The sequence below is a fragment of the Methylobacterium sp. OAE515 genome (assembly GCF_041806315.1).
Lineage (GTDB): Bacteria > Pseudomonadota > Alphaproteobacteria > Rhizobiales > Beijerinckiaceae > Methylobacterium > Methylobacterium tardum.
The window spans coordinates 5,355,086-5,374,354 of sequence record NZ_JBGMUV010000001.1 but is presented as its reverse complement, the minus strand read 5'-3'; the positions used below and the strand labels follow the sequence as shown (position 1 = coordinate 5,374,354).

At 68.7% G+C, this 19,269-nt stretch carries 21 protein-coding genes; 13 read left to right on the top strand and 8 right to left on the bottom strand.

Annotation, left to right across the window (positions count from 1 at the left end; genetic code table 11):
• Positions 1-39: 39 nt before the first annotated feature.
• The gene (gene tyrS, locus ABIE45_RS26240; RefSeq protein WP_192707716.1) at positions 40-1,311 is read right to left on the bottom strand and encodes a tyrosine--tRNA ligase; all 1,272 of its coding nucleotides are present in this window, start codon (positions 1,309-1,311) and stop codon (positions 40-42) included.
• 124 nt (positions 1,312-1,435) lie between these two features.
• Between tyrS and ABIE45_RS26235 the strand changes: the two genes are divergently transcribed.
• The 4 genes from ABIE45_RS26235 to ribB all read left to right on the top strand — a co-directional run bounded on the left by ABIE45_RS26235 (position 1,436) and on the right by ribB (position 5,587).
• A complete protein-coding gene (locus ABIE45_RS26235; protein ID WP_192707717.1) occupies positions 1,436-2,569 on the top strand; it encodes an anhydro-N-acetylmuramic acid kinase in 1,134 nt (377 codons plus the stop codon).
• On the top strand, positions 2,566-3,180 hold the full coding sequence (locus tag ABIE45_RS26230; RefSeq protein ID WP_192707718.1) for an MrcB family domain-containing protein: 615 nt from the start codon (positions 2,566-2,568) through the stop codon (positions 3,178-3,180). Before ABIE45_RS26235 ends, ABIE45_RS26230 begins: the two co-directional genes overlap by 4 nt.
• Positions 3,181-3,376: 196 nt before the next feature.
• The gene (aroC, locus tag ABIE45_RS26225; protein ID WP_192707719.1) at positions 3,377-4,477 is read left to right on the top strand and encodes a chorismate synthase; all 1,101 of its coding nucleotides are present in this window, start codon (positions 3,377-3,379) and stop codon (positions 4,475-4,477) included.
• Between the two features lie 33 nt (positions 4,478-4,510).
• Positions 4,511-5,587: a 3,4-dihydroxy-2-butanone-4-phosphate synthase gene (ribB, locus tag ABIE45_RS26220; RefSeq protein WP_192707720.1), complete on the top strand. Its 1,077-nt coding sequence runs from the start codon at positions 4,511-4,513 to the stop codon at positions 5,585-5,587.
• A 9-nt stretch (positions 5,588-5,596) separates the two neighbouring features.
• On the opposite strand, the gene ABIE45_RS26215 is transcribed toward ribB, so the two are convergent.
• Together ABIE45_RS26215 and ABIE45_RS26210 are read right to left on the bottom strand one after the other, a co-directional pair.
• Positions 5,597-6,214: a LysE family translocator gene (locus tag ABIE45_RS26215; RefSeq protein WP_192707721.1), complete on the bottom strand. Its 618-nt coding sequence runs from the start codon at positions 6,212-6,214 to the stop codon at positions 5,597-5,599.
• Positions 6,215-6,473: 259 nt separating this feature from the next.
• Positions 6,474-7,403 carry a histone deacetylase family protein gene (locus tag ABIE45_RS26210; protein WP_192707722.1) on the bottom strand — a complete coding sequence of 310 codons (930 nt, stop codon included), beginning with the start codon at positions 7,401-7,403 and terminating at the stop codon, positions 6,474-6,476.
• A gap of 183 nt (positions 7,404-7,586) precedes the next feature.
• Here ABIE45_RS26210 and ABIE45_RS26205 point away from each other — a divergent pair, with 183 nt between their 5' ends.
• The 8 genes from ABIE45_RS26205 to ABIE45_RS26170 all read left to right on the top strand — a co-directional run bounded on the left by ABIE45_RS26205 (position 7,587) and on the right by ABIE45_RS26170 (position 14,189).
• Entirely contained in the window at positions 7,587-8,165 is a 579-nt protein-coding gene (locus tag ABIE45_RS26205; protein ID WP_192707723.1) for a L,D-transpeptidase, read from the top strand.
• Between the two features lie 162 nt (positions 8,166-8,327).
• Entirely contained in the window at positions 8,328-8,768 is a 441-nt protein-coding gene (locus tag ABIE45_RS26200; RefSeq protein ID WP_192707724.1) for a hypothetical protein, read from the top strand.
• 100 nt (positions 8,769-8,868) lie between these two features.
• Complete coding sequence (locus ABIE45_RS26195; protein ID WP_192707725.1) at positions 8,869-10,872, top strand: acetyl/propionyl/methylcrotonyl-CoA carboxylase subunit alpha; 2,004 nt, start codon at positions 8,869-8,871, stop codon at positions 10,870-10,872.
• A gap of 386 nt (positions 10,873-11,258) precedes the next feature.
• Positions 11,259-11,690 (top strand): gamma-glutamylcyclotransferase family protein, encoded by a 432-nt coding sequence (locus tag ABIE45_RS26190; protein ID WP_192707821.1) that lies wholly within the window; start codon positions 11,259-11,261, stop codon positions 11,688-11,690.
• Positions 11,691-11,836: 146 nt separating this feature from the next.
• A complete protein-coding gene (locus ABIE45_RS26185) occupies positions 11,837-12,682 on the top strand; it encodes a formate/nitrite transporter family protein (protein ID WP_192707726.1) in 846 nt (281 codons plus the stop codon).
• A 56-nt stretch (positions 12,683-12,738) separates the two neighbouring features.
• Positions 12,739-13,023: an acylphosphatase gene (locus tag ABIE45_RS26180; RefSeq protein ID WP_192707727.1), complete on the top strand. Its 285-nt coding sequence runs from the start codon at positions 12,739-12,741 to the stop codon at positions 13,021-13,023.
• Positions 13,024-13,128: 105 nt separating this feature from the next.
• On the top strand, positions 13,129-13,890 hold the full coding sequence (locus tag ABIE45_RS26175; protein WP_192707728.1) for a DUF599 domain-containing protein: 762 nt from the start codon (positions 13,129-13,131) through the stop codon (positions 13,888-13,890).
• On the top strand, positions 13,887-14,189 hold the full coding sequence (locus tag ABIE45_RS26170) for a DUF3253 domain-containing protein (RefSeq protein WP_192707729.1): 303 nt from the start codon (positions 13,887-13,889) through the stop codon (positions 14,187-14,189). Before ABIE45_RS26175 ends, ABIE45_RS26170 begins: the two co-directional genes overlap by 4 nt.
• On the opposite strand, the gene ABIE45_RS26165 is transcribed toward ABIE45_RS26170, so the two are convergent.
• From ABIE45_RS26165 to epmA, 5 genes are all read right to left on the bottom strand, one after another.
• Positions 14,132-14,953 (bottom strand): YdcF family protein, encoded by an 822-nt coding sequence (locus ABIE45_RS26165; protein WP_192707822.1) that lies wholly within the window; start codon positions 14,951-14,953, stop codon positions 14,132-14,134. The two genes, ABIE45_RS26170 and ABIE45_RS26165, sit on opposite strands and share 58 nt — an antisense overlap.
• 5 nt (positions 14,954-14,958) lie before the next feature.
• Positions 14,959-15,606 (bottom strand): dimethylmenaquinone methyltransferase, encoded by a 648-nt coding sequence (locus tag ABIE45_RS26160; protein WP_192707730.1) that lies wholly within the window; start codon positions 15,604-15,606, stop codon positions 14,959-14,961.
• Positions 15,607-15,695: 89 nt separating this feature from the next.
• Complete coding sequence (locus ABIE45_RS26155; RefSeq protein WP_192707731.1) at positions 15,696-16,307, bottom strand: glutathione S-transferase family protein; 612 nt, start codon at positions 16,305-16,307, stop codon at positions 15,696-15,698.
• A 16-nt stretch (positions 16,308-16,323) separates the two neighbouring features.
• Entirely contained in the window at positions 16,324-17,367 is a 1,044-nt protein-coding gene (locus ABIE45_RS26150) for a lysine-2,3-aminomutase-like protein (RefSeq protein WP_192707732.1), read from the bottom strand.
• Positions 17,364-18,419, bottom strand: coding sequence for an EF-P lysine aminoacylase EpmA (gene epmA / locus ABIE45_RS26145; RefSeq protein WP_192707733.1), 1,056 nt, complete (start codon positions 18,417-18,419; stop codon positions 17,364-17,366). Before epmA ends, ABIE45_RS26150 begins: the two co-directional genes overlap by 4 nt.
• 217 nt (positions 18,420-18,636) lie before the next feature.
• Between epmA and efp the strand changes: the two genes are divergently transcribed.
• Positions 18,637-19,260 carry an elongation factor P gene (efp, locus tag ABIE45_RS26140; RefSeq protein WP_209578348.1) on the top strand — a complete coding sequence of 208 codons (624 nt, stop codon included), beginning with the start codon at positions 18,637-18,639 and terminating at the stop codon, positions 19,258-19,260.
• The last annotated feature ends 9 nt before the right edge of the window (positions 19,261-19,269 follow it).

The following is a 19,269-nucleotide window of genomic DNA, read 5'->3' as shown; positions in this document are numbered from 1 at the left end:
CGCTCGGCTGCGGGACAGGCGGCGTCGCTTAGCACGAGCTCATTCCGCCCGCAGCAGCACGTGCCTCTTCTTCCCGAACGACAGCTTGATCACCCCGTCGCCGTTGAGATCCCCCCGTCCGAGCAGGGCCTTCTCGTCGGTGACCGGCACGTCGTTGACCCGCAGGCCGCCTCCCTTGATCTGGCGCCGGGCCTCGCTGGTCGACGGAACCAGCTTGGCGACGTCCGGGCCGAAGGCGGTGAGGACACCGAGACCGGCCTCCAGGGTCGCGGCCGGCACGGTGACGCTCGGGAGATCCGTGGCCAGCGTGCCTTCCACGAACGTCTTGCGCGCGGTCTCGGCGGCGGCCTCCGCGGCATCGCGGCCGTGCATCAGGGCCGTGGCCTCGGTCGCCAGCACCGTCTTGGCCGCGTTGATCTCGGAGCCGGCCAGAGCCGCCAGACGGGCGATCTCCGTCATCGGCAGCAGCGTGAACAGCTTGAGGAAGCGGGCGACGTCGGCATCCTCGGTGTTCCGCCAGAACTGCCAATAATCGTAGGGCTTCAGCATGTCCGGGTTCAGCCAGACCGCGCCGGCCGCGGTCTTGCCCATCTTGGCGCCCGACGCGGTGGTGAGCAGCGGGCAGGTCAGGGCGTAGAGCTGCGGCGTGCCCATGCGGCGGCCGAGATCGATGCCGTTGACGATGTTGCCCCACTGATCCGATCCGCCCATCTGCATCACGCAGCCGAAGCGGCGGTTCAGCTCCACGAAATCGTACGACTGCAGGATCATGTAGTTGAACTCCAGGAACGAGAGTTCCTGGTCACGCTCCAGCCGCAGGCGGACGCTGTCCATCGACAGCATGCGGTTCACCGAGAAATGCCGGCCGACGTCGCGCAGCATCTCGATGTAGTTGAGCTTCGTCAGCCACTCGGCGTTGTCGACCATCACGGCGTCGCCGGTGCCCTCGCCGAAGCGCAGGAACTGATCGAAGGTCTTGCGGATCTCGGCCTTGTTGGCGTCGATCTGCTCGACGGTCAGGATCTTGCGGGTCTCGTCGCGCCCCGACGGGTCGCCGACCCGGGTCGTGCCGCCGCCCATCAGGGCGATGGGCTTGCCCCCGGTGGCCTGCAGCCAGTGCAGCATCATGATCGACAACAGGTGGCCGACATGCAGCGAGGGCGCCGTGCAGTCGTAGCCGACATAGGTGGTCAGCCGCCCCTCCAGAGCCGCCGCGTCGATGCCGGCGAGGTCCGAGGTCTGGTGGATATAGCCGCGCTCGGTCAGGATCCGCAGGAAGTCGGATTTCGGCGCGAAGCTCTCGGCGGTCATGGATGTCATCTCGGGTCGCGGGCGTCGCGCGACAGGCCGAGGCTCGGCGTGCTAGCTCGCGCTGGGTTCAGGATACGGCGCGCTCTTAGCAGGGCGTTGGCCGAAAGGCACGGGGCAGGGCGGCATGGCGATGATGCGCGCGATCGGGCTGATGAGCGGCACCTCGCTGGACGGCGTGGATATCGCCCTGATCGAGACCAACGGCGACCAGGTTCACGTGGTCAAGGGCCACAACAACTTCCTAGAGCCGCTGGGGCCGACCGGCTACCGCGGCTATTCGGACGACGAGAAGGCGCTGCTGCGTGCGGCCACGAAGGACGCCGAATCGGTCCTCCATCCCGGCGACCGGCCGGGTCGTCTGCCCGAGGCGGAGGCGTTCGTCACGCAGGCCCACGCTGAGGCAGTCGAGCGCTTTCTGGAGGAGCACGGGCTGCGCGCGTCCGAGATCGATGTCATCGGCTTTCACGGCCAGACGGTGATCCACCGGCCGGATCAGCGCATCTCGATCCAGATCGGCGACGGTCAGGCCCTCGCGACGCGGCTCGGTATCCCGGTGGTCTCCGATCTCCGCCGGGCCGACATCGAGGCGGGCGGGCAGGGGGCGCCGCTGGTGCCGGTGTTCCACAAGGCCCTGGCCGAGGCCTCGGGCTTCGACGGGCCCTTCGGCATCCTCAACATCGGCGGCGTCGCCAACGCCACCCTGATCGATTCGAAAGGCGGCGTCATCGCCTTCGATACCGGTCCCGGCAACGCCCTGATCGACGAGTGGATGCAGGAGCGCGAGAGCAAGAATCTCGACGATGGCGGCCGCACCGCTGCCCGCGGACGGCCCGACGAGCAGCTGCTCGCCTGGCTTCTGACCCACCCGTTCTTCTTCCGGAAGCCGCCGAAATCGCTCGACCGGAACTGGTTCTCGCACAAGCTCGCCGGACAGCTCTCCACTGAGGACGGCGCCGCGACGCTCACGGCCTTCACGGCGCGGGCCGTGGCGCGAGCCCTCGACCACGCCCCCGAGATCCCGACCCGCTGGATCGTGGCCGGCGGCGGCGCGCGCAACGGCGAGCTGGTACGGCTGCTGAACTACCACCTGCGGGCCGAGATCACGACCGCGGACGCCATCGGCTGGTCCTCGGCCTATCTGGAGGCCCAGGCCTTTGCGTACCTGGCGGTGCGCTCGCTTCAGGGCCTGCCGATCACCTTTCCGTCGACCACCGGAGTGCGGGACGACATGACCGGCGGGGTGTTGGCCCGCCCGTGAGCCTCGGCTACGCGCTGCGGCGGGTCGTCGAGGACTATCCGCTCGCCCGCCTGGATCCGCCGGCCGGGCATCCTCTGGCCGCGATCATCCGCAAGGGCGTACCCGACGAGCTGCGCGGCGCCCTCGAACCGATCGACGGCCCGTTCCTGATCAAGGGCAGCCCGGGGCGCGGCAGCAGATGGGCGGCCGTTCCGTGGGTGGCGATCTTCGATCCGGCCATCACCACCAGCGCGACCCGCGGCTACTATCTCGTCTACCTGTTTCCGGCGCACCGCCAGGCGGTTCATCTGTCTCTGGCTCAGGGGACGGTCGCGGCGATCCGTCAGCATGGGCCGGGCGCCGGAGCCTATCTGCGCGCGAGCGGCGATGCGCTGCGGGCGCGCCTCTCAGATTTCGCCCGGACCCTGCCGGATGCCACGATCACCCTGGGCAGCGCCGGCGAGCTGCCGGAGGGCTACGAGGCCGCACACATCCTCGGGCTCAGCTACGCGCTGGCTGATCTCGGCGACGAGCGCCGGCTGCGCCGGGATCTCGCCACGGCCGTTGCGGCGTATCGGGTTTTGAAGGCGCGGGGCGGGCTCGATCTGCCCGGTTCGGGTCCGGGCGCCTGATGCCACGGATCCCTCCTCAGTCGGTCGGCGAGCGCAGCAATTCAGCAGCGCCACCCCGACCGATGTTCCATTGCCCGGCTTCGCTTCGCTCCGCTCGGAAGGACGGCGCGGTCACGCGGCCCGGTCGCGTCCACCGTTCCGCTCTGCACCGGCCGCGTTTGTGCCCCCGGCGCTCCCGCGCTAAGGCAGCGGCGCCATGTCCCACAACAGCTTCGGCCACCTGTTCCGCGTCACGACCTTCGGCGAGAGCCACGGGGTCGCGCTCGGCTGCGTCGTCGACGGCTGCCCGCCGGGCCTGCCCCTCGAGGCCGAGGAGATTCAGGCGGAGCTCGACCGGCGCAAGCCCGGCCAGTCGCGCTTCACCACGCAGCGGCGGGAGCCCGATCAGGTTCGGATCCTGTCCGGCGTCTTCGGCGATGACCGGACCGGCGGGCGTCAGCTCACCACCGGCACGCCGATCGCGCTGATGATCGAGAACACGGATCAGCGCTCGAAGGATTATTCGGAGATCCGCGACAGCTACCGCCCCGGACACGCCGACTACACCTACGACGCCAAGTACGGCATCCGCGACTATCGCGGCGGCGGACGCTCCTCCGCCCGAGAGACCGCGGCGCGCGTCGCCGCCGGCGCCGTGGCGCGCAAGGTGATCCCGGGCGTCACGATCCGGGCGGCCCTCGTCCAGATGGGCCCGCATGCCATCGATCGCGCGCGCTGGGACTGGGCCGAGATCGGCAACAACCCGTTCTTCTGCCCCGATGCCGAGACAGCTTCGTTCTACGAGACCTATCTCGACGAGATCCGCAAGGACGGCTCTTCGGTGGGCGCCGTGATCGAGGTCGTGGCCGAAGGCGTCCCGCCGGGCCTCGGCGCACCGGTCTACGGCAAGCTCGACGCGGATCTGGCCGCCGCGATGATGTCGATCAACGCCGTCAAGGGCGTCGAGATCGGCGACGGCTTCGCGGCAGCGGCGCTGCGCGGCGAGGACAACGCCGACGAGATGCGCGCCGGCAATGGCGGCCGCCCGCGATTCCTCGCCAACCATGCGGGCGGCATCCTGGGCGGGATCTCGAACGGCGAGCCGGTCGTGGTGCGCTTCGCGGTGAAGCCGACCTCCTCGATTCTCACCCCGCGTCGTTCGGTGACCCGCGACGGCACCGAGGTGGACCTCGTCACCAAGGGCCGCCACGACCCCTGCGTCGGCATCCGCGCCGTGCCTGTGGCGGAAGCCATGATGGCTTGCGTGCTGGCGGATCACTATCTGCGCCATCGCGGGCAGGTCGGGCATCAGCCCTGATCCCGGCCCCGGCTCCAACTCTCGAGAATGCCCGTGCCCCACTGCACCGTCTCCGAGGCCATCGCGGCCTTCGCCAAGGGTGAGATCGTCGTCGTCACGGATGACGACGACCGCGAGAACGAGGGCGACCTTGTTGTCGCCGCCTCGCTCTGCACGCCGGAGAAGATGGCGTTCATCATCCGCAACACCTGCGGCATCGTCTGCGCGCCGCTGACCTCGAGCGAGGCGCGGCGCCTGCATCTCGACCCGATGGTGGCGTCCAACGACGCCCCCTTGGGCACCGCCTTCACGGTGACAGTGGACGTCAAGCACGGCCTGACCACCGGCATCTCCGCGGAGCAGCGCTGCAACACGGTCCGGGCGCTCGCCAACGGCAACATGGGCGCGGGCGATTTCGTCCGACCGGGCCATGTCTTCCCGCTAATCGCCCGGGATGGCGGGGTGCTCATGCGCTCGGGCCATACCGAGGCCGCGGTGGATCTCTGCCGCCTCGCCGAGCTACCGCCGGTGGGGGTGATCTGCGAACTCGCCAACGACGACGGCACCGTCATGAAGGGGCCGCAGATCGACGCGTTCGCCGAGACGCACAATCTCAAGCGGGTCTCGGTGGCCGACCTGATCGCCTACCGGCAGGCCCGCGACCGGCTTGTGGAACGGGTCGGGCACTTCCCCGTCCAGACGAAGCACGGCGACGTCACGGCCTACGTGTTCTCGACGCCTTTCGAGGCGATCCAGCAATTCGCCTTCGTGGTCGGCGACATCGGCGACGGCCGGGATGTGCTCGTGCGCCTCCACCGCTCCAATGTCGTCGCCGACGTGATCGGCGGCGGCAAGCAGATCGATGCCGTCCTCTCACGGTTCGCCGCGGCCGGGCGCGGGGTGCTGGTCTATCTCCGGGACGGTACGGCCGGCGTGCCGATGAAGAGCGTCACCGAGGAGGGCACCGAGGCGCAGCGCGCCCGTCAGTGGCGCGAGATCGGGCTGGGCGCCCAGATCCTGCGCGACCTCGGCGTGGTGTCTTTCCGCAATCTGGCCACCTCGTCGCGGGCCTATGTCGGGCTGTCGGGCTTCGGCATCGAGCACCTGGGCGACGAGCCGCTGGAGGCGTGACCAGCCCGGTCAGGCGCGGCGCGCGACCGTCCAGATCGCGGCGCCGGCCATGATCGCGGCGGCGCCGCGGTTCAGCCGTCGATGGAACGCCGAACTCTGCAGGGCATGCCGCGCCCGCGAGGCCAGGGCCGCGTACGGCGTCATCACCGCGACCAGGACCAGGGTCGTCACGGCGACGAGCGTTGCGAAGTCGCCCCGCGTTACGGTCCGCAGGTCCAGGAGCGTCGGCAGCACCGCGAGATAGAAGACGATTGTCTTGGGGTTGGCGAGCGTCACGGTAAGTCCGGCCAAAAAGCTCGCCAAGGGGCGGTCGGCCTTCCGGGCTGCCACGGGCTGCGCGCGTGCCGCGGCGCGCCAGAGCTGGACTGCGAGGTAGCCGAGATTCAGGCCGGCGCCGATCCGGACCACGACGAAAACGTCGCCGAGCGCCTCGGCCACGCGAGTCAGCCCGAACACCGCGGCCGCGAGAAAGGTCAGGTCGCCCAGGATCAACCCTACGGCGAAGGCCATGCCGGCCCGAAAGCCCGAAGCCAGCGCCCGGGCGACGAGCGCCACGACGCCGGGGCCCGGGATCGCGGCAGCGAAGCCCAGCGCCAGGGCGTAGGTCAGGAAACCGGCTGTCGTCACCGCCCGACGTCCGAGAAATCATCCTTCAGCGCGGGAGACGCCGCGCGGATGACGGCCTTCAAGATTGAGAAACCAGCCATGAGCAGACGCTAAGGCGATTTGCGTCGGCAGGCCACACGGGACACGACAGCTCCCCGCGCATCGGGCCTCCCAACCGACCTCCTCATCCTGGAGTGACCGCGCCGGCGGGCGCAGGATGAAGGGGGGATGGGAACTGCCTCAGCGCATGCGCCAGCGATGCTCCATCCGGGAACGGAGTCTACCGACCCATCAGCGCGTCGACATGCGCGGCCACCGACTTTGCCAAGCCTTCGAGACTGTAGCCCCCTTCCAGCACCGAGACGATCCGGCCCTGCGCGCAGCGCTCGGCCAGATCCATCAGCCGGCGGGTCGCCCAGCCGAAATCCTCGGCCTCGAGCCGCAGGTTCGCCAGCGGATCCAGGCGGTGGGCATCGAAGCCTGCGGAGATCACGATCACGTCGGGCCGAAAGGCCTCCAGACGTGAGAGGATGCCGGTCTCGAAGGATTCGCGAAACACCTCGCCGTCGTCGTTCGGCCGCAGCGGCACGTTGACGATGGTGTTCTTCTCGCCCCGCTCGGAGGCGGACCCCGTGCCCGGGAAGAGCGGCATCTGGTGCGTCGAGCAGTAGAGCACCGTCGGATCGTCCCAGAAGATGTCCTGGCTGCCGTTGCCGTGGTGGACGTCCCAGTCCACGAGGGCCACGCGCTCCGCCCCGTGCTTCTCCTGGGCATAGCGGGCCGCGACGGCAGCGTGGTTGAACAGGCAGAACCCCATCGACCGGGTCCGCTCGGCATGGTGGCCCGGTGGCCGCATGGCCACGAAAGCGTTCCGGCACTCGCCCGCGATGACGGCGTCGAGGGCGTGGTTAGCCCCGCCGATCGCCCGCAGGGTCGCCTCCAGGCTGCCCGGAGACAGGATCGTGTCGGAATCGATCCCGACCATCCCGCTCTCCGGGATCGCCGCGGCGAGGGCGTCGACGTATTCGCGCGGATGAGCGAGCGCGGCGGTCTCGAGCTCTGCCCGCGGTGCCGAGGCGCGCACCAAACCAGCGAAACGCTCGTCTTCCAGCGCGCGCTCGACCGCGCGCATCCGCGCCGGCCGCTCCGGGTGCCCCTCCGGAACCTCGTGGTCGAAGCTGGCGGGATGGCTCACGTACAGAGTGGTCACGACGGTCGCTCCCGGATCCATTCCTGTCGCGCGCCTGCAACAGGAGCCGGCAATGTGCCATGGGCGCAACGCGCGGACTACGGCGGGGTGCCCGCCACCCCTATGGTTCACCGAATCTTCTCAACGACGAGGCCGGGCCTTTCGCGCGCCCGGGCTCGCGGACCGAACCCGGGGAGCGGGCGCATGCGCATCATACCGGTTCTTGCCTGCGCGCTGCTGCTGACCGGCTGCAACTTCAAGGGCGTGCCCGATCCGGCGCTTTCGGCGCGCGACGCGGAATTCATGGCACTGGTCCCGAACGCCGAATTCGACCCGCACTTCGCCCGCTATCAGGTGAGCGATCCGACGCACGAGCCCCCCGGCACGATCGTGGTCGAGACGAAGGAGCGTCAGCTCTATCTCGTCCTGCCGGACGGGAAGGCGATCCGCTACGGCGTCTCCGTGGGCGACGAGGCCTATGGCTGGACCGGCATGGCCCGGATCGACCGCAAGGCGGAGTGGCCAGCCTGGAACCCGCCGGCCGAGATGATCAAGCGCTGGCCGCACGTCCACGCGATGCAGGGCGGCCCGATGAATCCTCTCGGTGCCCGCGCGCTCTACCTGTCGGATCACGGCAAGGACACGCTGTACCGGATCCACGGCACCAACGAGCCCGAGAAGATCGGGCAGGCGGTCTCCTCGGGCTGCATCCGCATGCGCAACATCGACGTGGTCGACCTCTACAACCGCGTCCCGGTCGGGGCGACGGTCATCGTCCGGTAACGCAACCGGTCAACGTCCCAATAAGCCTGCTTGCTCGTGGGGTGTTTACCTGAACTTCCGTTCAGATCTGGCCATTAACTTCTGGCAGGGAAGCCGTCCCGTAAGTTGAAGACACACAGGGACAAGCACCGACCGCAACAAAGGTCGGAGGAGCAGGCGACCATGACCATGATTTCCGTTCAACAGTTCTGCAACCATGCGGTCTCGGCCGGCACGATCAGCGACGAGGACCTGCTGGTCCTGAAGCGCGAGGTTCTCCCGGACGGCCTGATGAGCCGGGAGGATGCCGACCTGCTGATCGCCCTGGAGCGGGCGGTGATCGGCTCCGACGCCTTCGCGGATTTCCTCGTGGCCTCCGTCGTCGACTTCGCCGTATGGGGCACCCGCCCGACGGGCTACATCGACCGCGACGTCGCCACCTGGCTCGCGTCTTCGCTCAGCGGCCGCGACGGCCCGAGCCCGGTCGGCGCCCGGATCGCCATGGAAGTCGTCCGTGAGGCGCAGGGCAGTGCCGAATCGCTGATGGCCTTCGCCCTCGAGGCCAACCGGTGGATCCGCGACGCGGTCCAGGCTCCCCGGATGACCTTCGCCCTCGCGGCCTGAGTCTCCGACAAAGGCGCAGCTTCCGTCCGCGGCGCAACTGATCTATCGGGACAGTCAAGCCGGTGTGCAATCCGGCGATCTCGAAAGCAGTGCGCCAGCGATGTTCGACAAGATCCTGATTGCCAACCGGGGCGAGATCGCCTGCCGGGTCATCAAGACCGCCCGGAGAATGGGCATCAGGACCGTAGCGGTCTATTCCGATGCCGACCGCGACGCCGTCCACGTCGCGATGGCCGACGAGGCGGTCCATATCGGCCCCGCCGCAGCGTCCGAGTCTTATCTCGTCATCGACAAGATCGTCGCCGCCTGCAAGCAGACCGGTGCGCAGGCCGTTCATCCCGGCTACGGCTTCCTGTCGGAGCGCGAGGCGTTCCCGAAGGCGCTTGAGGCCGCCGGCATCGTCTTCATCGGCCCGAATCCGGGCGCCATCGCCGCCATGGGCGACAAGATCGAATCGAAGAAGGCGGCTGCGGCCGCCGAAGTCTCGACCGTGCCGGGCTTCCTCGGCGTGATCGAGTCGCCCGAGCACGCCAAGAAGATCGCCGACGAGATCGGCTACCCGGTGATGATCAAGGCCTCCGCGGGCGGCGGCGGCAAGGGCATGCGAATCGCCTTCTCGGGCGACGAGGTCGCGGAGGGCTTCGCCCGCGCCAAGTCGGAGGCGGCGTCCTCTTTCGGCGACGACCGCGTCTTCATCGAGAAGTTCATCACCGATCCGCGGCACATCGAGATCCAGCTGATCGGCGATAAACACGGCAACGTCGTGTATCTCGGCGAGCGCGAGTGCTCGATTCAGCGGCGTAACCAGAAGGTGATCGAGGAAGCGCCGTCGCCGCTCCTCGACAAGAAGACCCGCCGGAAGATGGGCGAGCAAGCCGTCGCGCTGGCGAAGGCGGTGAACTACGATTCGGCCGGCACGGTCGAGTTCGTCGCCGGCCAGGACAAGTCGTTCTACTTCCTGGAGATGAACACCCGCCTGCAGGTGGAACACCCGGTGACCGAGATGATCACCGGCCTCGACCTCGTCGAGTTGATGATCCGGGTCGCGGCCGGCGAGAAGCTGCCGATCACCCAGGACGACGTGAAGCTGAACGGCTGGGCGGTGGAGAGCCGCGTCTACGCCGAGGATCCGACCCGCAACTTCCTGCCCTCGATCGGTCGGCTGACCACCTATCGGCCGCCGGAGGAGGGGCAGCAGGGCAAGGCGATCGTGCGCAACGATACCGGCGTGGAGGAGGGCGGCGAGATCGCGATCCACTACGACCCGATGATCGCCAAACTCGTCACCTGGGCGCCGACCCGCGCCGAGGCGATCGCCGCGCAGGGTGAGGCGCTGGATGCCTTCGCCATCGACGGAATCCGCCACAATATCCCGTTCCTGTCGGCTCTGATGGCGCATCCGCGCTGGCAGGAGGGACGCCTCTCCACGGGCTTCATCGCCGAGGAGTTCCCGAACGGCTTCGCGCCGCCCGAGCCGGCCGGACCTGTGGCTCTCCGCATGATGGCTGCTGCGGCCGCGATCGACCACAAGCTCAACCAGCGCAAGCGCGGGATTTCCGGCCAGATGCGCGCGCCGGGCCTCTTCGCCTTCGAGCACGACCGCGTCGTGATCCTGGCCGGCGAATCCTACTCCGTGACCGTGGCGCCGGAGGGCGAGGACCTGCTGGTCACCCAGCCGGACGGCACGGCTCTTACGGTCGCGAGCACGTGGCGTCCGGGTGAGCCAGTCTGGATCGGCACGATTGGATCGGAGCGTGTGGCGATCCAGGTGCGAAGCCTGCTCAACGGTGTGTTCCTTCAGCACGCCGGCGCGGCCGCCGAGGCACGGGTCTACACGCGCCGCGAAGCCGAGCTCGCCGCCCTGATGCCGGTCAAGGAGCAGGCGGGCTCGGGCAAGCAGGTGCTCTGCCCGATGCCGGGCCTGGTGAAGCAGATCCTGGTCACCGAGGGCCAGGAGGTGAAGAACGGCGAGCCGATCGCGGTCGTCGAGGCGATGAAGATGGAGAACGTGCTCCGCGCCGAGCGTGACGCGACGGTCAGTAAGATCCACGCCAAGGAGGGCGACAGCCTCGCGGTGGACGCGGTGATCCTCGAATTCGCCTGAGGCCGTCGGGCGTTCGGCGTGAGCGCAGTCCACAACGATCAGACCAAGCTGCTGGCGACGGCGCTGTTAACGTCGCCGTCGCCTATGTCGTCATCGGCTTCGTCACGTCGATGACCACAGCAAGCTTCGGTGTCGCGAACGCCCCGGCCCTGCGATTTGAGAATGCGGTGTTCACGCTGGTTTGGCTGTGTACGGGTTGCGCCTTACATTACGGCGCAAGGCGTGCCCTCCGGAGCATGAAGCCGTGACTCACGATTGGCTCTTCGTCACGTTCGGCATTCCGGCGATCACCTTGGCGATCGCCTATGCCGACGTGCGTGCGAACGAACGCGCTGCCCGACGCCTCGATCCGCCTGCGGGCCAGTGACCGTTTTCGTCGCGGCTGCGTGCCACTCTACTTCGCCTACGGCGCCAACATGGATGCCGCCGCGATGGCGCTGCGGTGCCCGGTTTCGCGGCTGATCGGCGGCGGCCATCTCCCAGGCTACCGCTTCATCATCATGCGCGAGGGATACGCCTCGGTGGTGCGCGCCCCCGGCCGCATCGTCCGGGGCGTGCTCTGGGACTTGGCCCTCGACGACATCCCGGCCCTCGATCGGTATGAGGGCGTGTCGGGCGGCCTGTACACGAAGGCCAGCCTCCCGGTCCGGACCGCGGGCGGCGTGAAGCGCGCGCTGATCTATCTCGGATGCTCCTCCGCACCGGGCCGCCCGCGGCCGGGCTACCTGGAAGCCGTCGTCGCTGCGGCGCGCGCGGCGCAGCTGCCGCCCGCCTATGTCCGGGAACTCAGCAGTTGGTCGCGCGGCCTGCCGGCCTGATCGACGGCCAAGTGGTACGCGACATGCTTGGGCACGACCGAGCCGGGAGGCGACGGGCAGCACCGCGCCCTGCCGGCCATTCGTGATTGCGCAGCGCGCCCGTCGGTCAACGACGATTGCCGGCCGCCTGCGAGGGAGAGTTGTGCATGTCGTATCTGGCGCCCGCCGATTTCGTGAAGAAGGCCGTCGATGCCGGTGAGGCGAAGGTCTTCATGGCTACCAAGGACACGTTCATCCGGGCCTACATGGCCGGCGCGATCCTGGCGCTCGCCGCGGCCTTCGCGGTCACGATCAACCAGACCACCGGCCAGCCGCTGGTTGCGGCCCTGCTGTTTCCGGTCGGATTCTCGATGCTCTACCTGCTGGGCTACGACCTGTTCACCGGCGTCTGCGTGCTCACGCCGCTCGCCCTGATCGACAAGCGTCCCGGCGTCACGGTGGCGGGGGTCGCGCGCAACTGGGTCCTGGTCTTCTTCGGCAACTTCGCGGGCGCGCTGACGACGGCCGTGATGATGTCGATCGTGTTCACCTTCGGCTTCGCCACCGAGCCGAACGCGGTCGGCAAGCTGATCGCCGGGATCGGCGAGGCCCGGACGCTCGGCTACGAGAAGTACGGCGCCTCCGGCATGCTGACGCTCTTCATCCGCGCCATGCTGTGCAACTGGATGGTATCGACCGGCGTCATCGGCGCCATGCTGTCCACCTCCGTGCCCGGCAAGGTGATCGCGATGTGGATGCCGATCACGGTGTTCTTCTTCATGACCTTCGAGCACTCGGTGGTGAACATGTTCCTGTTCCCGTCGGCGATCCTCATGGGCGGCCACCTGACGGTCATGGATTACCTGCTCTGGAACGAGATCCCGACGCTCATCGGAAACATCGTCGGCGGCATCGCCTTCACCGGCCTGATGCTCTACTCCACTCACGTCCGGACCGGGGCGACCCGGACGGTGGCCGATGCCGGGCTCCGCCGCCCCATCGCGGCCGAGTAGGATCACACCGGCCCGTGCGCATGCCGCGCGGGCCCCGTTCAGCAGGTACAGGCTTGATGAGCGAGACGCGGACGATCGCCGTCGTCATCACAGGCCGGGTGCAGGGCGTGTCGTACCGGGCCTGGACACAGTCCGAGGCCCGCGCGCGCAATCTCGTCGGCACCGTGCGCAACCGCGACGACGGTGCGGTGGAGGCAATGTTCAGCGGGCCGAGCGACGCCGTGGCACAGATGGAGACGCTGTGCTTGTCAGGGCCGCCCGGCGCCCGCGTGACCGACGTCGCGGTTCGGAACTGCGATGATATCCCGATGCTGAGCAGCTTCGAGATCCTGCGCGGCTGACTTTGCGGTCTCGTCGGATCCGACGACCGCACCGGGTGGGTTCTGCATCGGCATGCAGGCTGGTATGGCATCGCGGCTCATCGCCGAGCCCGCGATCCGGAGATCATGCCCGACCTGTCCGCCGGCAGCGCCGCTTTCTCGCCCCTGGACCTCGGGGCGCTCGTCTACTTCATCGTGGCCTGGATCGCATACGGGCTCTCCGTGGGCCGGATGCGCGGGCGCATGCTGTCCCTGAGCCAGATCATGAACGGCCATCGCTCGAACTGGGCCCGGCAGGTGATCAGCCGCGAGAATCGCGTCGTCGACACCCAGATCAACGCCTCGCTGCAGAACGGCACCGCCTTCTTCGCATCGACCTCCCTGATCGCCCTCGGATCGGTGCTGACCCTGTCGCGCTCGGGCGACGACGTGCTGAACCTCTTCGCGACGCTCCCGTTCGGGACCGTGGCGAACCGGCTGACCTGGGAGCTGAAGGTCGCGGGATTGGCGCTGGTCTTCGTCTACGCCTTCTTCAAGTTCGCCTGGGCCTACAGGCTGTTCAATTACGCGGCGATCCTGCTGGGCACCGTGCCGTCGAAGGGCTCTGGTGCGAGCGAAGCCGAGATGCTGCGGGCGGTTCGTCGCCTCGCCGCGATGAATGTCAGCGCAGGCCGGCATTTCGCGCGGGGCCAGCGGGCCTTCTTCTTCGCGCTGGCTTATCTCGGCTGGTTCGTAAGCCCCTACGTGCTCGTCGTCTCGACATCCGCGGTCGTGGTCATCATGTGGCGCCGTCAGTTCGCCTCGGAGATCCGCAAGACGTTGCTTGAAGTCGGGGAAGGTCCGCACGAGGGACCGCTCGGAGCTTCGGCGGAGCAGGCACGGACATGACCGATACGAAACCCGATGACGCGGCCATCGAGACGACGATGCTCGGCTTGGTGACCGCGCGTGGCGCGGACAAGACCGTTTGTCCGTCGGAAGTCGCCCGGGCGCTGGGTGGACCGCATCCCGACGGCTGGGGCCCGCTGATGCAGCCGGTGCGCCGGGTCGCCGTGCGCCTCGCCCATGCCGGCCGGATTGCGATCCTGCGGAAGGGCAAGCCCGTGGATCCGGACGATTTCCGCGGAATCTATCGGCTCGCGCTGCCGGCCGGATCTTCGGGGCCGGGCAGCCAGTCCGGCGTGTAGCCGGACCACCGATACACCACGAGCCCGATCCACTCCTTCACGGCGAGGTCGAGCTGAAACAAGCCGTCCGAGGCGAAACCGTTGAAGCGCGTCAGGTCGCTCCAGCCGCGCGTCCGGTAGTCAACCGGGAACGCATCCACCGTGAAGCCGGCCTGCCGGAAGCAGCCGACCGCGCGGGGCATGTGCCAGGCCGAGGTGACGAGCAGCCAACGCTCTCCCGGCTTCGGCTGGACGAGGGATGCCGAGAAGGCCGCGTTCTCCTGGGTGTTGCGGGAGCGGTTCTCCAGGATCAGGCGCGTGCGCGGAACGCCGATGACATCGGCTTGGCGGCTGAGGATGTCGGCTTCCGCGATGCCGCCGCGGATGAACCCACTGCCGCCGGAGAACACAAGCCGCGCGGTCGGGAAGCGGCGCGCCAGGTCGGCAAGGTAGATCGGCCGCTCGCCCGCGTCGTTGACGACGATCTGCTCGCGCGCCTCGGACAGGCCGGCCTCGATGCCGCCGCCCAGCACGATGATGCCGGCTGGGGCAGGACCGTCCGACGGGTAGGCCGGGAAGCGCTGCTCCAGGGGAAGCAGGACCGCCTCCGACAGCGGCGATAAACCACCCAGCGCGAGGCCGAAGCCCCCGATGATGGTGAGGCCGAAGCCGGTGCGGCGCAGGCGCGTGACCGCCGGGAGCAGCAGGCCCGTCAAAACGGCGAAGATGAAGAAGTTCGAGGGGGTGATCACGAAGAAGACCACCTTCGAGAGCGGGAAGAACACGGCGTTCACGCCGGCTTCGTCTCGGCCTCGAACCGGGCGAGCGCCGCTTCGTCCGGCGGCAGCAGGGTGGCGAGGCTCTCGCCTTTCTCGACCTCGCGCTGGATCCACAGATCGAGGCGCTGCTGTTCAACAGCCTCCAGGGCGACCCGTTCGGCGAGCGCGGCCGGTACCGCGACGATGCCACCGTCGGCGCAGACCACGATGTCGCCCGGATGGATCGCGGCGCCTCCGCAGGAGACCGGCTGCTGCGTGCCGACCAGCGCGAGCGTTCCGATCGCGGCTTCCGGCATGGACCAGACGGGCAGTCCAACCTCGGCCGGAAGGGCGCCGTCGGTCACCAGGCCCGCGACGCCACGGTGCGCGAGACGCGCCGCCAGGATGGACCCGAACGGTAGGGCCAAGCCGGACCGGGCCGCGTCGATCACCACGATGGCGCCTTCGGGGATCGTGTCGATCGCCGCCGCGAGGTCGCCCGCGGCATCATCGCGGGCCGGGATCATCCGCAACGTGTAGGCCGTGCCGATCGCGCTCCCGCCCCGTCCGGTCAGCCCCTGGACGCTATGAGCTTTCACGCCGGCCCGGGTCAGGGCGCGGGCGAGACTCGCCGGCGTCACGGCGGACAGCGCGTCGCGCAGGGTCGGGTCGATGGCCATCAGGGACTCCGTGGGGTGCAGCCCCCGTTCCGGCGGCGCTCCGCCAAGGTGGATCTCACGGGCCCTTCGGCAAGCCCGCGCTCGCGACCTCAGCCGATGGGTTCGCCGAGAGCCCGGGCAGCGGCCGGCCGGGCGGCAATGCGCGCGTACCAGCGGCGCAGGGCCGGACGCTCGACCCGTTCGACGGGCAGGTTCAACCAGCGATGTGCCGCGCAGCCGAGGGCGATGTCGGCGATGCCGAATTGCTCGCCGACCACGTAGGTCCGATCGGCGAGATGGGCATCGAGGATCGCGGCCATCGCTTCGCTCTTCTTCAGCGAAGCCGCGATCACGGCGCGATCGGGCTCGGCGGTCCGGAAGAGCTGCCAGAACGCGTCGCGCATCGCGGGCGTGAAGCTCGTGGCCTGCCAATCGACCCATTGCTCGACATAGGCGCGCATCTGCGGATCCGCCGGTAGCGCGAGGGCAGGGGCGATGGTCGCGAGGTAGCGCAGGATCGCGTTCGATTCCCAGAGAACGAAGCCATCCTCCTCCAGGGTCGGGACAAGCCCGTTCGGGTTCATCGCGCGGTACGCGGGATCGTCGACCACTCCGTGGGCGCCGCCGGCCTCCACGCGCTCGTAATCCAGCCCGGCCTCGTCCAGTCCCCAGACCGCCTTCTGCACGTTCACCGAGGTGAGGCGTCCCCAAAGTCTGCGCATCGTCAAACGATCTCCCTTACGCCTTCGGTGGATAGGGGTGTTCACAGCCGTTCGGGTCCGTCACCCGGGCGCCCGCCTCGGTGTCGCGCAGGTAGTTAGGCCCGACCGGCACCTTGCCGTGGCCGCCCGGGATGTCGAGCACGTAGGTCGGTTGGGCGAGGCCCGAGAGGCGCCCGCGCAGGGCGCGCATCAGGTCCTGACCTTCCGCCAACGCGGTGCGCATGTGTCCGGTGCCGGGCGCGAGGTCGCCGTGATGCAGGTAATAGGGCTTGATCCGGTTCTCCACGAAGGTCCGCATCAGGGCCTCGAGCGTCGCCGCGTCGTCGTTGATGCCGCGCAGCAGCACGGATTGGCTGACCATCGGGATACCGGCGTCGACCAGCCGGGCACAGGCGGTACGGGCAGAGGGCGTGAACTCGCGCGGGTGATTGGCGTGCAGGGCCACGAACACCGCGCCCCCGAAACGCTGCAGCGCCTGCACAACGGTCTCGGTGACCAGCTCGGGCTTCACCACCGGAACACGCGTGTGAAGCCGCATCACGCGCACATGATCGATGCGCGACAGGCGCTGCGCGATGACGCCGAGCCGCCGGCTCGAGAGCGCGAACGGGTCACCGCCGGTGAGCACCACTTCCCAGATGCGCGGATCCCGCTCGATATACGTGAAGGCCGTTTCGAGCTCGGCATCGGTCAAGGTTCCGAGCCCGTCCGGCCCCACCATCTCGCGGCGGAAGCAGAAGCGGCAGTAAACCGGGCAGACATGCAGCGGCTTCAGCAGCACGCGGTCGGGATAGCGGTGCACGATGCCGGCCACCGGCGCGTGGGCCGCATCGCCGATCGGGTCGGCGCGCTCCTCCGGCGCCGTCGCGCACTCTCGGGGATCCGGGATGAACTGGCGGGCGATCGGGTCTTCGGGATCAGCGGGGTCGATGAGCTCGGCCATGTCGGTCGTCACCGAGACGGCGTAGCGCGCGAGCACCGCCCGCAGCGCCTCGGCCTCCGCGGCCGAGATCAGGCCTGCTTCCGACAGATCTTCGGCGCTCCGGAGAACACGGTTCACGGCGCCGTCTCCGCGACAGGGGTCCAGATCACGTCGTCGACGCGGGTCCGGCCGCAGGCCAGCATCGCCAGCCGGTCGAACCCGAGGGCGATGCCGGAGGCTTCCGGCATGACCGCCAGCGCGGCGAGGAAATCGTCGTCGATCGGATACGCCTCACCGTAGACCCGGAGCTTTTCCGCCATCTCCGCCTCGAAGCGGCGGCGCTGTTCGACCGGATCGGTGAGTTCACCGAAGGCATTGGCGAGTTCGACCCCGCAGGCGTAGAGCTCGAAGCGCTCGGCGACACGGGGATCGTGCCGGGCCGGCCGGGCGAGGGCCGCCTCGCTGACCGGGTATTCGCACAGGAAGGTCGGCCGCCCGACGCCCAGGTGCGGCTCGATCCGCGCGACCAGCACCCGGGAGACAAGATCGGCCCAGGTATCGTCCGAAGCGACCCGCAGGTCCGCGCCCGACACGGCGGCGGCAAGTCCATCGCGGTCCGTCTCGCCGCTCCGCGCGACGGAGGCGAGCAGGTCGATGCCGGCGAAGCGGTCGAAGGCCTCGGCCAGCGTCAGCCGCTCCGGTTCGGCGAACGGGTCGGTCTCCCGACCGCGATAGATGAACCGGCGCATCCCGGCGGTCTCGGCCGCAAGTGACAGCAGGTCGGCACAATCCTCCATCAGCACGCTGTAGGGTGCGCCGACGCGGTACCATTCTAACATCGTGAATTCGGGGTGATGCAGCGGCCCCCGCTCGCGGTTGCGGAACACGCGCGCGACACTGAACAGCTTCGTCTCGCCGGCCGCCAGCAGCTTCTTGCAGGCGAATTCCGGCGACGTGTGCAGAAACAGGGGCGTTCGTGCGCCGCTCGCTCCGATGGCCTCGGTGGCGAAGGCCGACAGATGCGCTTCGTTGCCCGGAGAGACCTGGAGGCAGGCCGCGTCAGCCTCGACGAAATCCCGCGCGCTGAACCAGGCACGGAACGCCGACAGGATCCGGTTGCGCATGAGAAGCGCCGGCCTGCGATCGGCGTGACGCTCCGGGGACCACCAAGCGGTGCCCTGTGCCGTCACGGCCGGCCCAGCCGATCACGCCGACGCGACACCACCGGGCATCGGCACGCGCGGCTTCGCACAGGCAGCTCGTTCCGGAGCACACGCATCCTCTGGCCCTGTTACGCCCTCGGCTTCAGAACGGAGCGTCGCGATCTGGAAGAGAGTACACTCGGACAACCGTTCCTGCCGGCCCGCTGGCAACCGGAACGGAGATGCGATAGTGCCGGGGTCCGAGATGCAGCGCCCGCGCTTGGCGCGTGCGGTCCCCCTTGTCAATGCAGGACGCTATTCCGTGAAGGTTATCGCCTCAACGCTCCGTAAGGGCAACGTCGTCGAAAAGGACGGCAAGCTCTACGTGATCCTGTTCGCCGAGAACATCCACCCCGGCAAGGGCACGCCTGTGACCCAGCTGGACATGCGCCGCATCACCGACGGCGTGAAGGTTTCGGAGCGCTACCGGACGACTGAGCAGGTCGAGCGTGCCTTCGTCGAGGATCGCGAGCACACCTTCCTGTACAGCGATGGCGAGGGGTTCCACTTCATGAACCCCGAGAATTACGAGCAGATCGCCGTGCCGGAAGACGTGGTCGGCGATGCCGCTCCTTACCTTCAGGAGGGCATGGCCGTCATGCTCTCCGTCCACAATGGCGTGCCGCTGACCATCGAGCTGCCCCAGCGCGTCACGCTGGAGGTTGCCGAGACCGAGCCGGTCCTGAAGGGTCAGACGGCCTCGTCCTCCTACAAGCCCGCGACGCTCTCGAACGGCGTGCGGACGACCGTGCCGCCCCACATCGCCGCCGGCACCCGCGTCGTCGTCATGACGGCCGATGGGTCCTACGTCGAGCGCGCCAAGGACTGAGCGGATTTT

Coding starts and splice junctions, on each gene's coding strand:
- tyrS (WP_192707716.1), bottom strand. CDS start 1,311: ATGACCGCCGAGAGCTTCGCGCCGAAATCCGACTTCCTGCGGATCCTG.
- ABIE45_RS26235 (WP_192707717.1), top strand. CDS start 1,436: ATGGCGATGATGCGCGCGATCGGGCTGATGAGCGGCACCTCGCTGGAC.
- aroC (WP_192707719.1), top strand. CDS start 3,377: ATGTCCCACAACAGCTTCGGCCACCTGTTCCGCGTCACGACCTTCGGC.
- ABIE45_RS26205 (WP_192707723.1), top strand. CDS start 7,587: ATGCGCATCATACCGGTTCTTGCCTGCGCGCTGCTGCTGACCGGCTGC.
- ABIE45_RS26200 (WP_192707724.1), top strand. CDS start 8,328: ATGACCATGATTTCCGTTCAACAGTTCTGCAACCATGCGGTCTCGGCC.
- ABIE45_RS26195 (WP_192707725.1), top strand. CDS start 8,869: ATGTTCGACAAGATCCTGATTGCCAACCGGGGCGAGATCGCCTGCCGG.
- ABIE45_RS26185 (WP_192707726.1), top strand. CDS start 11,837: ATGTCGTATCTGGCGCCCGCCGATTTCGTGAAGAAGGCCGTCGATGCC.
- ABIE45_RS26180 (WP_192707727.1), top strand. CDS start 12,739: ATGAGCGAGACGCGGACGATCGCCGTCGTCATCACAGGCCGGGTGCAG.
- ABIE45_RS26175 (WP_192707728.1), top strand. CDS start 13,129: ATGCCCGACCTGTCCGCCGGCAGCGCCGCTTTCTCGCCCCTGGACCTC.
- ABIE45_RS26170 (WP_192707729.1), top strand. CDS start 13,887: ATGACCGATACGAAACCCGATGACGCGGCCATCGAGACGACGATGCTC.
- ABIE45_RS26160 (WP_192707730.1), bottom strand. CDS start 15,606: ATGGCCATCGACCCGACCCTGCGCGACGCGCTGTCCGCCGTGACGCCG.
- ABIE45_RS26155 (WP_192707731.1), bottom strand. CDS start 16,307: ATGCGCAGACTTTGGGGACGCCTCACCTCGGTGAACGTGCAGAAGGCG.
- efp (WP_209578348.1), top strand. CDS start 18,637: ATGCAGCGCCCGCGCTTGGCGCGTGCGGTCCCCCTTGTCAATGCAGGA.